At 66.9% G+C, this 12,706-nt stretch carries 10 protein-coding genes; 7 read left to right on the top strand and 3 right to left on the bottom strand.

The genetic code is table 11. From position 1 onward, the window contains the following. Positions 1-195: 195 nt before the first annotated feature. From prpB to prpF, 4 genes are all read left to right on the top strand, one after another. Positions 196-1,086, top strand: a complete 891-nt coding sequence (gene prpB, locus C7401_RS19105; protein ID WP_112172962.1) for a methylisocitrate lyase — start codon at positions 196-198, stop codon at positions 1,084-1,086. Between the two features lie 40 nt (positions 1,087-1,126). Continuing rightward, entirely contained in the window at positions 1,127-2,293 is a 1,167-nt protein-coding gene (gene prpC / locus C7401_RS19100; RefSeq protein WP_112172961.1) for a bifunctional 2-methylcitrate synthase/citrate synthase, read from the top strand. A 137-nt stretch (positions 2,294-2,430) separates the two neighbouring features. Then, positions 2,431-5,028, top strand: a complete 2,598-nt coding sequence (gene acnD, locus C7401_RS19095; RefSeq protein ID WP_112172960.1) for a Fe/S-dependent 2-methylisocitrate dehydratase AcnD — start codon at positions 2,431-2,433, stop codon at positions 5,026-5,028. Positions 5,029-5,086: 58 nt separating this feature from the next. After that, positions 5,087-6,277 carry a 2-methylaconitate cis-trans isomerase PrpF gene (gene prpF / locus C7401_RS19090; protein WP_112172959.1) on the top strand — a complete coding sequence of 397 codons (1,191 nt, stop codon included), beginning with the start codon at positions 5,087-5,089 and terminating at the stop codon, positions 6,275-6,277. Between the two features lie 94 nt (positions 6,278-6,371). Here prpF and C7401_RS19085 read toward each other — a convergent pair whose 3' ends face one another. Continuing rightward, positions 6,372-7,235, bottom strand: a complete 864-nt coding sequence (locus C7401_RS19085; RefSeq protein WP_112172958.1) for a peptidoglycan DD-metalloendopeptidase family protein — start codon at positions 7,233-7,235, stop codon at positions 6,372-6,374. 721 nt (positions 7,236-7,956) lie between these two features. Between C7401_RS19085 and C7401_RS19080 the strand changes: the two genes are divergently transcribed. Both C7401_RS19080 and C7401_RS19075 read left to right on the top strand, forming a co-directional pair. Next, a complete protein-coding gene (locus C7401_RS19080; RefSeq protein ID WP_112172957.1) occupies positions 7,957-9,054 on the top strand; it encodes an OpgC domain-containing protein in 1,098 nt (365 codons plus the stop codon). A gap of 121 nt (positions 9,055-9,175) precedes the next feature. After that, a complete protein-coding gene (locus C7401_RS19075) occupies positions 9,176-10,030 on the top strand; it encodes an alpha/beta hydrolase (RefSeq protein WP_112172956.1) in 855 nt (284 codons plus the stop codon). A gap of 42 nt (positions 10,031-10,072) precedes the next feature. On the opposite strand, the gene C7401_RS19070 is transcribed toward C7401_RS19075, so the two are convergent. Beyond that, positions 10,073-11,140: an AI-2E family transporter gene (locus C7401_RS19070; RefSeq protein WP_112172955.1), complete on the bottom strand. Its 1,068-nt coding sequence runs from the start codon at positions 11,138-11,140 to the stop codon at positions 10,073-10,075. A 395-nt stretch (positions 11,141-11,535) separates the two neighbouring features. Here C7401_RS19070 and C7401_RS19065 point away from each other — a divergent pair, with 395 nt between their 5' ends. Continuing rightward, complete coding sequence (locus tag C7401_RS19065) at positions 11,536-11,835, top strand: DUF3331 domain-containing protein (RefSeq protein ID WP_112172954.1); 300 nt, start codon at positions 11,536-11,538, stop codon at positions 11,833-11,835. A gap of 238 nt (positions 11,836-12,073) precedes the next feature. Here the strand turns inward: C7401_RS19065 and C7401_RS19060 are convergent, their stop codons facing one another. Then, a complete protein-coding gene (locus C7401_RS19060) occupies positions 12,074-12,598 on the bottom strand; it encodes a thioesterase family protein (protein WP_112172953.1) in 525 nt (174 codons plus the stop codon). Between the last annotated feature and the right edge of the window lie 108 nt (positions 12,599-12,706).

Raw genomic sequence — 12,706 nt, 5'->3', positions numbered from 1 at the left:
GCCCGAAAGCCCGCCGCAGCTGAATTCGCATTATCGCGCGACGATTTCAGTTTTGAAATCGCGATTTCACCACGGAAATCGGGGCTCGCCTCCTCGTTTTGACAATAACCATAAAAATCAATGCATTAGCGTCATCCGGCAGAGCTGGCACGCTACCTGCAATATAAGGCGGCGATTCAATTGGAGACATCACGCATGAACAGCAAATCCCCCGCAAGCGCCGGCGCGAAGTTCCGCGCCGCCGTGGCCGCCGAGCAACCGCTGCAAGTGGTCGGCGCGATCACCGCGTATGCGGCCAAGCTCGCCGAGGCCACCGGTTTCAAGGCTGTCTATCTGTCGGGTGGCGGCGTGGCCGCCAATTCGCTGGGCGTGCCCGATCTCGGCATCAGCACCATGGACGACGTGCTGATCGACGCGAGCCGCATCACCGACGCCGTGGACATCCCCCTGATGGTCGACATCGACACCGGCTGGGGCGGCGCCTTCAACATCGGGCGCACGATCAAGTCATTCATCAAGGCGGGCGTGGCGGCCGTGCACCTGGAAGACCAGGTGGGCCAGAAGCGCTGCGGCCATCGCCCGAACAAGGAAGTCGTGGCGACCGGTGAAATGGTGGACCGCGTGAAGGCCGCCGTGGACGCGCGCACCGACGACCAGTTCGTCATCATGGCCCGCACCGACGCGGCCGCCGTGGAAGGCATCGACGCCGCGATCGAGCGCGCCGTGGCCTACGTGGAAGCGGGCGCGGACATGATCTTCCCCGAAGCGATGAAGACGCTCGACGACTACCGCCGCTTCCGCGCGGCCGTGAAGGTGCCGATTCTCGCCAACCTCACCGAATTCGGCTCGACGCCGTTCTTCACAACCGAAGAACTCAAGAGCGCCAACGTGGATATCGCGCTCTACTGCTGCGGCGCGTATCGCGCGATGAACGCCGCCGCACTGAACTTCTACGAGACCGTCAAGCGCGACGGCACGCAAAAGGCCGCCGTCTCCACGATGCAGACGCGCGAAGACCTCTACAAATACCTCGGCTATCACGCGTACGAAGACAAGCTCGACGCCCTGTTCGCCGCGAAGAAGTAAATCCGCCCCCACAGCCCATACATAGAGAGAGGAAGACACCATGAGCGAAGCAGAAAACACCACGCAAGCCGCAGGCGGCTTCAAGCCGAAGAAGTCCGTTGCGCTTTCGGGCGTGGCGGCAGGCAACACGGCGCTGTGCACCGTGGGCCGCACCGGCAACGACCTGCACTACCGCGGCTATGACATTCTCGACCTCGCCACCGCGTGCGAATTCGAGGAAGTCGCGTACCTGCTCGTGCACGGCAAGCTGCCGAACACGGCCGAACTGGCCGGCTACAAGGCCAAGCTCAAGGCCCTGCGCGGCCTGCCCGCCGCCGTGAAGACGGCGCTGGAAGCCGTGCCCGCCTCGGCGCACCCGATGGACGTGATGCGCACCGGCGTCTCGGTGCTCGGCACCGTGCTGCCCGAGAAGGACGACCACAACCTGCCGGGCGCGCGCGACATCGCCGACCGTCTGATGGCCTCGCTCGGCTCGATGCTGCTGTACTGGTATCACTTCTCGCACAACGGCAAGCGCATCGAAGTCGAAACCGACGACGACTCGATCGGCGGCCACTTCCTGCACCTGCTGCACGGCCGCGCGCCGTCGAAGTCGTGGGTGGACGCGATGCACGTGTCGCTCAACCTGTACGCCGAGCACGAGTTCAACGCTTCGACGTTCACGGGCCGCGTGATCGCGGGCACGGGCTCGGACATCTACTCGGCCATCACGGGCGCGATCGGCGCGCTGCGCGGTCCGAAGCACGGCGGCGCGAATGAAGTCGCGTTCGAGATCCAGTCGCGCTACGAGAACGCCGACGAAGCGGAAGCCGACATCCGCGCACGCGTGGAAAAGAAGGAAGTCGTGATCGGCTTCGGCCACCCCGTCTACACGATCTCGGACCCGCGCAACAAGGTCATCAAGGAAGTGGCGAAGAAGCTCTCGAAGGAGCAGTCGAACCTGAAGCTGTTCGACATCGCCGAGCGCCTCGAATCGACGATGTGGGAAGTCAAGAAGATGTTCCCGAACCTCGACTGGTTCAGCGCCGTGTCGTACCACATGATGGGCATCCCCACCGCCATGTTCACGCCGATCTTCGTGATCGCGCGCACGGCCGGCTGGAGCGCGCACATCATCGAGCAGCGCGTCGACAACAAGATCATCCGCCCGAGCGCGAACTACACGGGTCCGGAAAACCTGAACTTCACGCCCATCGGCAAGCGTTGATCGACGCTGACCAGTCGGCCGGACGCACTATGACGTCCGGCCGACTGGGAGACGACGGCGCGTGCGTCTAGAGTGAATCCATTCGCTCACGGCGCGCGAAGCCGCCGCAAACCCACTACACATTTGGTCCCCAAGCCGTGAATACCGCCTACCGCAAGTCCCTCCCGGGCACCCGGCTCGATTACTTCGACGCGCGCGAAGCCGTCGAGGCCATCCAGCCCGGCGCCTACGCAACGTTGCCGTACACGTCACGCGTGCTCGCCGAAAACCTCGTGCGCCGCTGCGACCCGGCCACGCTCACGGCCTCGCTCAAGCAGCTCATCGAGCGCAAGCGCGACCTCGACTTTCCGTGGTTCCCGGCGCGCGTGGTCTGCCACGACATCCTCGGGCAAACCGCGCTCGTCGACCTCGCGGGCCTGCGCGACGCCATCGCCGACCAGGGCGGCGACCCGGCCAAGGTGAACCCGGTCGTGCCGGTGCAGTTGATCGTCGACCACTCGCTCGCGGTGGAATGCGGCGGCTTCGACCCGGACGCGTTCAACAAGAACCGCGCGATCGAAGATCGCCGCAACGTCGACCGCTTCGACTTCATCAACTGGACGAAGAAGGCGTTCAAGAACGTCGACGTGATTCCGCCGGGCAACGGCATCATGCACCAGATCAATCTGGAGAAGATGTCGCCCGTGATCCAGGCGCGTGACGGCGTGGCGTTCCCCGACACCTGCGTGGGCACCGACAGCCACACGCCGCACGTCGATGCGCTCGGCGTGATCGCGATCGGCGTGGGCGGCCTCGAAGCCGAGAACGTCATGCTCGGCCGCGCCTCGTGGATGCGCCTGCCCGACATCGTCGGCGTGGAGCTCACGGGCAAGCGCCAGCCCGGCATCACCGCCACCGACATCGTGCTCGCCCTCACCGAATTCCTGCGCAAGGAAAAGGTCGTCGGCGCGTACCTGGAGTTCCGTGGAGAAGGCGCGTCGAGCCTCACGCTCGGCGACCGCGCCACGATCTCCAACATGGCGCCCGAATACGGCGCCACCGCCGCGATGTTCTTCATCGACGACCAGACGCTCGACTATCTGCGCCTCACGGGCCGCGAGGAAGAGCAGGTCAAGCTCGTCGAAACGTACGCGAAGGCTGCGGGCCTGTGGGCCGACACGCTGGCCAACTCGCAGTACGAGCGCACGCTCACGTTCGATCTGTCGAGCGTGGTGCGCAACATGGCCGGTCCGTCCAACCCGCACAAGCGCCTGCCCACGTCCGACCTCGCCGCACGCGGCATCGCGGGCAAGTGGGAAGAAACGCCGGGCCAGATGCCCGACGGCGCGGTCATCATCGCCGCCATCACGAGCTGCACGAACACGAGCAACCCGCGCAACGTGATCGCCGCCGCCCTGCTCGCGCGCAACGCGAACGCACGCGGCCTCACGCGCAAGCCCTGGGTGAAGAGCTCGCTGGCGCCGGGGTCGAAGGCTGTCGAGCTTTACCTCGAAGAAGCCAACCTGCTGCCGGACCTGGAAAAGCTCGGCTTTGGCATCGTCGCGTTTGCCTGCACCACGTGTAACGGCATGTCGGGTGCGCTCGATCCGAAGATCCAGCAGGAAATCGTCGACCGCGATCTGTATGCGACCGCCGTGCTCTCGGGCAACCGCAACTTCGACGGCCGCATTCACCCGTACGCCAAGCAGGCGTTCCTCGCCTCGCCGCCGCTCGTGGTCGCCTATGCGATTGCTGGCACGATCCGCTTCGATATCGAACGCGACTCGCTCGGCACGGACCAGGACGGCAAGCCCGTGTACCTCAAGGACCTCTGGCCGACCGACGAGGAAATCGACGCCATCGTCGCGAAGAGCGTGAAGCCCGAGCAGTTCCGCAAGGTCTACGAACCGATGTTCGCGCTCACGGCGGAAAGCGGCGAAACGACCGACCCGTTGTACGACTGGCGCGCGCAAAGCACGTATATCCGCCGCCCGCCGTACTGGGAAGGCGCGCTCGCCGGCGAGCGCACGTTGCAGGGCCTGCGCCCGCTCGCCGTGCTCGGCGACAACATCACGACCGACCACCTGTCGCCCTCCAACGCGATCCTGCCGAACAGCGCAGCGGGCGAGTACCTCGCGAAGATGGGCCTGCCCGAAGAGGACTTCAACTCGTACGCCACGCACCGCGGCGACCACCTCACGGCGCAGCGCGCGACCTTCGCGAACCCCACGCTCATCAACGAGATGGCCGTGGTGGACGGCGCCGTGAAGAAGGGCTCGCTTGCGCGCATCGAGCCGGAAGGCAAGGTCACGCGCATGTGGGAAGCGATTGAAACCTACATGGAACGCAAGCAGCCGCTCATCATCATCGCGGGTGCGGACTACGGCCAGGGCAGCTCGCGCGACTGGGCGGCCAAGGGCGTGCGTCTGGCGGGCGTGGAAGTGATCGTGGCGGAAGGCTTCGAGCGTATTCACCGCACGAACCTGATCGGCATGGGCGTGCTGCCGCTGGAGTTCAAGGCGGGCACGAACCGCACGACGCTCGGCATCGACGGCACGGAAACGTACGACGTGATCGGCGAGCGCACGCCGCGCGCCGACCTCACGCTCGTGATTCACCGCAAGAACGGCGAACGCGTGGAAGTGCCCGTCACCTGCCGGCTCGACACGGCCGAAGAAGTGTCGATCTACGACGCAGGCGGCGTGCTCCAGCGCTTCGCACAGGACTTCCTCGAGTCGTCGCAGGCAGCGGCATAAACGAAAAACGGGCGGCGCGGTGGCGACACACGCGCCGCCCTTCGTTTCAGGACAACACATGGCACACGTACCTCAGATCAAGATTCCCGCCACCTACATCCGCGGCGGCACCAGCAAAGGCGTGTTCTTCCGTCTTCAGGATCTGCCCGCTACCGCGCAGCAGCCGGGCGAGGCGCGCGACAAGCTGCTCATGCGCGTGATCGGCAGCCCCGACCCGTACGGCAAGCAGATCGACGGCATGGGCGGCGCGACCTCCAGCACGAGCAAGACCGTGATCGTGGCGAAGAGCAGCAAGCCCGATCACGACGTCGACTACCTGTTCGGCCAGGTCGCCATCGACAAGGCCTTTGTGGACTGGAGCGGCAACTGCGGCAATCTCTCCGCCGCCGTGGGCCCGTTCGCCATCAGCGGCGGCCTCGTCGACCCGAGCCGCGTGCCCGACAACGGCATGGCGACCGTGCGCATCTGGCAGGCCAATATCGGCAAGACCATCATCGCGCACGTGCCGATGACGAACGGCCACGTGCAGGAAACGGGCGACTTCGAGCTGGATGGCGTGACCTTCCCCGCCGCCGAAGTGCAGCTCGAATTCCTCGACCCGGCCGCCGAGGAAGACGGCGCGGGCGGCTCGATGTTCCCCACAGGCAACCTCGTGGACGACCTCGAAGTGCCGGGTGTGGGCACGCTCAAGGCTACGATGATCAATGCGGGCATCCCGACGATCTTCGTGAACGCCGAAGCCATCGGCTACACGGGCACGGAATTGCAGGACGCGATCAACGGCGACGCCGAAGCGCTCAAGAAGTTCGAGACGATCCGCGCGCACGGTGCGCTGCGCATGGGCCTCATCAAGAACCTCGACGAGATCGCCACGCGCCAGCACACGCCGAAAATCGCCTTCGTCGCAAAGCCCACGGGCTACACGGCGTCGAGCGGCAAGCGCGTGGAAGCGGGCGACGTGGACCTGCTCGTGCGCGCGATGTCGATGGGCAAGCTGCACCACGCCATGATGGGCACGGCGGCTGTGGCGATCGGCACGGCGGCGGCCATTCCGGGCACGCTCGTGAATCTCGCGGCGGGCGGCGGCGAGCGCAGCGCGGTGCGCTTCGGGCACCCGTCGGGCACGCTGCGCGTGGGCGCGCAGGCGCGTGAAGAAAACGGCGAATGGACGGTCACGAAGGCCATCATGAGCCGCAGCGCGCGCGTGCTCATGGAAGGCTGGGTGCGCGTGCCGGGGGATTCGTTCTAAACGCCCCGCCTCACGGCATCCGATGCGACAAAGCCGCCCCGGCGCATTTCAGCGCCGGGGCGGCTTTTTTTTAACGTGCGGGTGAGCGAGGGATTCAGCCCTGGGGCGACGTCGGCAAATACGGCATCGGATCCACGGGCTTGCCGTCGCGGCGCACCTCGAACAGCACGGCCACGCGGTCGTTGTTCTCGCTGCCCATCTCGGCGATCTGCTGACCCTGATGGACCATGTCGCCGGTCTTCACGAGCAGACGGCGGTTGTGCGAGTAAGCCGTGAGGAAGTCCTTGTTGTGCTGGACGATGATCAGGCTGCCGTACTCGTTCAGGCCCGTGCCCGCGTACATGACCTTGCCGTCGGCGGCGGCGATCACCGGGTCGCCGGCCTTGCCCGAGATCTCGATGCCGCGCGTCGTACCGGGCGCGAACGGCTCGACCACGCGGCCATGCGCCGGCCACACGAGCGCGACGCTGTTCGCGTGGCGCGCCACTTCGGCGGCGACCTGGCGGTTCACGACCGGGTTGGCGTTCGTGCTCGCCGCCTGGGCGCCGGTCGCCGGGGCCGCGGCCTGCACGGTGATCGTCTGCTTCGAGACCAGCTTGATCGACTGGCCCGCGCGCAGGCGGCCGTTCGGCTTCAAGTGGTTCCACGCGGCCAGATCCTTGACCGAAACGCTGTGCTTTTGCGCGAGACGCTGAAGCGTGTCGCCGCGGCGCACGCGCACATAGGTGGTTTTGGTCACGACACGCGTGACCGGTGCGCTCGCCGCCTGCGCGCTCGCATCCGTGCCGGCCGCGGGCGTTGCATCGCTTGCCGGGCTGGCCGCGGCCGACGTGTCGGGCTGCGGCTGTTGTTGCTGCTGATCCATGTTGGCGCAGCCGCCCAGCAGGGCCGCCAGTCCCAACACGGCCCAGAATCCCTTCAGACCGTGGGTACGTTGACCGGTACGATCTTCGAACATATTCGCCTCCTGCGTGCTCGCGGCCGCGCGGCGTACGGAGGCCCGGAACGGTCTGCTGCGTCTGGCGCGCTCCCGCTCTCACGGCGCTCCGGCTCGTCCGCCGGACCGCATCGATTTGCAGCTAAACCACCTGCATTTCGTACGATAAACATCCAACGCACGTCAACGCCGCATTTACGAACGGACGTGCGATCCCAAAATCGATCCGGCATTGTAAAGCGCAATTGAGCTGGATCAGCCCAGGGACAACACTCTGATACAAATGTTAATTACCGGAATTAGCGCCACATCGAAACACGGAAAAAAGGGTCCGAAATCGATTTCAAACCCGGCGCAAACGCCCGTCCTGCCGTGGGTTGCACCGCTCAACACGTGCGCATGATCATGCCCCTTTCCCTGACTTATCGGCCGTCTCCCCGCAAACTTGAACGTCTGCCGGCGGTAACGCTCACTGAAAGCCAATTGAAATTGAGGTAGTATCGGCCGCGTCAAGCCCAAGCCCCGGTTCACGGGAACCCTTGCTCATCCTTCAGGTCTTTTCCCTGCGCTTGTCATGCGGCCACCCTGGCGGCCGCTTCGCGGTTCCCGGCGCACGGCGCCTTGCGAACCTGGCCCGTTTTCCCGATTTCCCGGCAGATGCATTCGCGCATCCGCCCGTCCGGCCCGTCGGCCATGTAGTGCGCCTCGCGCACCGCGTGCCGCCCCCGGCCTGCTGCCCAACATGCCAAAGTCATCCAACCGTCTAGTCGAACTCGATTTTTTCCGCGGTCTTGTCCTGCTCATCATCGTCGTCGATCACATCGGCGGCAGCATCGTCTCGCGCGTCACCCTGCACGCCTACGCGCTGTGCGACGCCGCCGAGGTGTTCGTGTTCCTGGGCGGCTTCGCCACGGCCACGGCGTGGGCCGCGCTCTGCGCGCGCCGCACCGAGGCCGCGGCCCGGCAGCGCTTCATCAAGCGCGCGTTCGAGATCTACCGTGCATTCGTCGTGACGGCGCTCCTGATGCTGCTCGTCACCGCGATCCTCGTGGCGTGCAACGTGGACGCCCCCAATCTCGCCACCACCGACCTCGACGATCTCACGCTCGCGCCCGCCGCCGCGCTGCGCGACATCGTGCTGCTGCGCCGCCAGCCGTACCTGGCCGGCGTGCTGCCGATGTACGCGTGCTTCGCGCTCGCCGCGCCGCTCGCGCTGCCGCTCGCGCGCACGCGCCCCTGGCTGCTGCTGGCCGTGAGCCTCGCGCTCTGGGGCGTCGCGCCCCACCTGGTGCCGTGGCTGCCGCACGTCGAAGACGTGCAGTGGGACTTCAACCCGTTCGCCTGGCAACTGATGTTCGTGCTCGGCGTGATCGCCCAGGCGCAGCCGGTGTTCCAGCGCGTGAACGCGCACCGGCTCGGCACGCTCGTGACGCTCGCCGCGCTCGCCGTCGTGGCGGGCGCCGCGATCTACCGCCTGCAACTGGGCAATGTCGCGCTCGACGGCGACTTCAAGCGCAACCTCGCGTGGTTCCGCGTGCTCAACTTCGCCGGCATCGCGTGGCTTACGGCGCACGTGATCCGTCTGGGCTGGGCGAAGCGCCTCGCGCACGCGCTGCCTTGGGTGGGTCTCGTCGGCCAGAAGGGCATGCTCTCGTTCGTGGCGGGTGCCGTGATTTCGCTCACGGTGGACTCGGTGCTCTACTGGTACACCGACGGCTACCTGAACGTGCCGCTCGGCCTCGTCGCCGACGCCGTCGCGATAACCGCGCTGCTGCTCGTCGCGCGCGCGTCCGATCCGCTCAAGCGCCTGCTGCCCTCGCGCGCCAAGGCCTCGGCCTGACGCGCCGTCCCGCCGCCCGCCCGGGCGCCTCGCCGGGCGGCCCCGGCTTCCGGCGCGCCCAGGTGGCTGCTAGGATGATGGCCCCGCGCTGACAGCGCCTCCCGGCTCCGATTTCCCTGCCATGCGCAGACTCCTTCGAACCGCACTGCTTCCGCTTGCGCTCGCCTGCGCGGCCTTCGCCGCGTCGGCCGCGCCCGCCGCGGCAAGCACGATCGCGGCCCGCACGTTCCATTCGGCCGCGCTCAACCGCGACTGGCCCTACGTGGTGTATCTGCCGGGCGGCTATCGCGCCGACCAGGGCCGCTACCCGGTGCTGTATCTCCTGCACGGCAACAACGGCGACGCAATGGACTGGGTCACGCAAGGCCAGCTCCAGGCGAGCGCCGACGCGCTGATCGCGCACCACGAGATCCCGCCCGTGGTGATCGTGATGCCGCAAGGCGGCACCGACTGGTACGTCGATCGCAAGGAGAAAATGGAGACGGCGTTTTTCCAGGACTTGCTGCCCGAAATCGAATCGCACTTCGCGGTGGACAACGAGCGTGACGGGCGCGCGATCGGCGGCGTTTCGATGGGCGGGTTCGGCGCGCTGCGCTACACGCTGGAGCACCCGGACATGTTCTGCGGCGCGCTGCTGCTCTCGCCCGCCGTCTACGCGAGCGACCCGCCGCCCAGTTCGGCGGCGCGTCACGTGGGCGTGTTCGGCGAGCATCAGTTCGACGCGCAGATCTGGCGCACGCTCAACTATCCGGCACTCTGGAAACCCTATTTCTCGCGGCCCTGGCGCGTGCCGTTCTTCATCGCCGCGGGCGACGACGACCTCGTGATCCAGGCCGAATCGTCGCTGCTCTACACGCGGCTGCGCGAGGCGGGCAACCCGGCGGCGCTGCGCATCGTGGACGGCGGGCACGTCTGGCCCGTGTGGCGCGAACTGCTGCCGGCCGCGCTCAAGTACGCGCTCGCCTGCGTGCGCTAGGCGCGCGCCGCGTCGAGCCCGCGCAACACGTGCAACACGCGCTCACTCCGCCCAGTTCGCCCACAGCACCATCAACACGGTCATGAGCGCCGGGCCGATGAAGATGCCGATCAGCCCGAACGTGGTCGCCCCGCCCAGGATGCCGAACAGCACGAGCAGGAACGGCAGGCGCGTGGAATTGCCGATCAGCACCGGCCGCACGAAATGCTCGGCGACGAACACCACCACGAAGCCCCAGACCGCGAGCGCGACCGCCGCGATCACCGAGCCCTGCACGACGAGGTACAGCGCGGCGCCGCAGAACACGATGGGGGCGCAAAACGGCAGCATGGCCGCGATGGCCGTGACGGTGCCGAGCAGCGCCGCGTGCGGCACGCCGGTCGCGATATAGGCGGCGGCCAGCAGCACGCCCTCGCCGAGCCCCACGACCACGAGGCCCGTGACCGTGGCGCGCACGGCGGCGGCCATGCGCTGAAGCAGTTGCGCGCCGTCGGCGCCGAAAGCGCGGCGCGCACCGCGCATCACCGTGGCCGAGAGGCGCGGGCCCGCCTGAAACATCACGAACAGCGTGACGAGCATGAAGCCGAACGTCATCGTGGCCCGCGCCGCGCGCGCGCCGAAGTGGCGGCCGAACGAGACGATGGTGTCGCCGTGCAGGCTCTTCATCGCCGGGGAAGCCTTGAGCGGCTGGGCCAGGTTGGCCTGCCACCAGTCGCTCACCTGGCGGCTGCCCACGGGCAGATGCGCGACGAAATCGGGCACCGGCACACCACTCTCCTGGGCGTCGTGCAGCCACAGGTAGAGGTCGTGCGCCTCGCCGGCGGCCTGGATGGCCGTGACCGTGATGGGCAGCAGCACGAGCACGCCGATCGCGGCCGTGAGCAGCGTGGCGATCAGCGTCTTGCGGCCCTTGAACCAGGCGCGCCGCTCGATCGCCTGGTAGGCGGGCCACAGGACGATGGCAAGCACGCTCGCCCACGCCACGGCGGGCAGGAATTCGCGCACGATCCAGAGCGCCAGCAGCACGAGCGTGGCGAACAGCGCGGCGGAGGCAACGCGCTGGAGTTTCTGCTCGTTTGCGGAGTTCGGAGCAGGCGGACGATGAATCATGTAACCTCGGGAAAATTCAAAAAAGAAGCGCTCGCTTCAAAGGCTGTACAGCGTCTATGAAGCGGCTGTGCAGCGCAGCAAATCACCGTGCAACGAGCCCGCGCCAGGCCGGATTTTCATCAGATTCAGATCCGCTCCAGCCGTTCCGCCCCTATCCCGGAACACCCTTCCAGACGCCGCTTTTCGCCGATTCCGATGTCGCGCCACGCACAACAGTGCGTTGCACAAATTTAAGATGTCGACCCCGATCGGCCGCAAACCCCCATTCCTTCGTTGGACGCAACGTGTCGCAGGGCGATTGTTGCCGTTTATGGAATGGTGTTTCAACGGCGACACAATGGCACTTGGCGGCGCACAGGACTACATTCGCGGCAACCCCACTTACGGAGCCGACAATGAAGAAAAAAGCGTGCCTCTCGCTTGACGGAGCCAACGGTGAGCGCATCGAAATACTCGAACAGACGGATACGGCGCTGGTGATCCGCTGGGTCGAGCCGGGGCGCTGTCATTATGGCGAACAACGCTGGCGCCGCCGCTCGGCGCATTCGTCGGGTACTTGCGCCGTGTCGCGCCGCAAGATCCGCCGTGGCGACGCCGTGTTCAAGCCGGCCGAACGCCCGGCGCCGCTGAATGCGTCAGTCATGATCGCCGCCGAAGTGTTTGGCGACCTCATCGGCGCGGAAAACGCGCGCTAAGCGTCCACCAGGCGCTCACCAAGTGCCCGCCACCGCTCTCCAGCGCAACCCGCAGGCCAAAGCCAACCGACGACACGGGCCACGACGGCTCGACGCAGTGTACCGAAGCCCTTTGCGCACGTGCGCATCGGTGCTCAAGCCCCCGGCGCCATCGCGCTCTCAGTCGCGTCCACCGCCATGTCCACGGCTCGCCCGGTAATGCGTGGCATGCCCGCGCCATAACGCGCCCGGCGCCGCCTCAGCGGCCCGCGCGAGGCGCGAGCGTGATGGCCCGCGCGGCATGAGGCGGCTCGAAACCCGCCGACGCCGCGCACAACGCGGCCACGCGCGCCAGCACATCGGCATCGAAGGCGGCCGCGCGCGGGCCTGAGCGGTCCACGTGCAGCAGCACTTGCTCGCTCGCCGAAACCGGCGTCGCGCCCGGGTGCGCCGCTTCGTGGCCGGGTTCGAAACCGAACTCGTCAGCGAACATCTCCAGATACACGCGCACGCGCTTCGCGTCGTATTCGAGCACGTGCACATCCACGCGCACCCGCGCGCCCTCTTTAATCTCGCGCAGATAGTTCAGGTGCGCCTCCAGCGTGTACATCGAGCGCCCGCGCGCTTCGCGCTGCGCCGCGTCGAGCCCGATGGCGTCGAGCAGCGCATCCGTCGCGTAGCTGTAGATCAGCATGTAAAACGCGTCGCGCAGGTGCCCGTTGTAATCCACCCACTCCGCACGCACCGTGTCGCGGTAGATCACGCGCGCCGTCCCGTTCGTCATCCTGTCTCCGTGTGTCGTCGAGGCGCGCGCGCCTCTTTGCGCGAGCAGTGTAACCGCAGCGCGGCCTTGGCCGCCGCTTCACCGGCACGCGCAAGCGGCCCCTGGCCT

This window comes from Paraburkholderia unamae (genome assembly GCF_003268775.1).
In the GTDB taxonomy this organism is placed as follows: domain Bacteria; phylum Pseudomonadota; class Gammaproteobacteria; order Burkholderiales; family Burkholderiaceae; genus Paraburkholderia; species Paraburkholderia unamae.
Note: the sequence above shows the minus strand (reverse complement) of the source record. Positions and strands in the feature narration are given on the sequence as shown.

Excerpts from the sequence above, each read along its gene's own strand:
- prpC (WP_112172961.1), top strand. The coding sequence starts at position 1,127 with ATGAGCGAAGCAGAAAACACCACGCAAGCCGCAGGCGGCTTCAAGCCG.
- C7401_RS19075 (WP_112172956.1), top strand. The coding sequence starts at position 9,176 with ATGCGCAGACTCCTTCGAACCGCACTGCTTCCGCTTGCGCTCGCCTGC.
- C7401_RS19065 (WP_112172954.1), top strand. The coding sequence starts at position 11,536 with ATGAAGAAAAAAGCGTGCCTCTCGCTTGACGGAGCCAACGGTGAGCGC.
- C7401_RS19070 (WP_112172955.1), bottom strand. The coding sequence starts at position 11,140 with ATGATTCATCGTCCGCCTGCTCCGAACTCCGCAAACGAGCAGAAACTC.
- prpB (WP_112172962.1), top strand. The coding sequence starts at position 196 with ATGAACAGCAAATCCCCCGCAAGCGCCGGCGCGAAGTTCCGCGCCGCC.
- C7401_RS19060 (WP_112172953.1), bottom strand. The coding sequence starts at position 12,598 with ATGACGAACGGGACGGCGCGCGTGATCTACCGCGACACGGTGCGTGCG.
- C7401_RS19085 (WP_112172958.1), bottom strand. The coding sequence starts at position 7,235 with ATGTTCGAAGATCGTACCGGTCAACGTACCCACGGTCTGAAGGGATTC.
- prpF (WP_112172959.1), top strand. The coding sequence starts at position 5,087 with ATGGCACACGTACCTCAGATCAAGATTCCCGCCACCTACATCCGCGGC.
- C7401_RS19080 (WP_112172957.1), top strand. The coding sequence starts at position 7,957 with ATGCCAAAGTCATCCAACCGTCTAGTCGAACTCGATTTTTTCCGCGGT.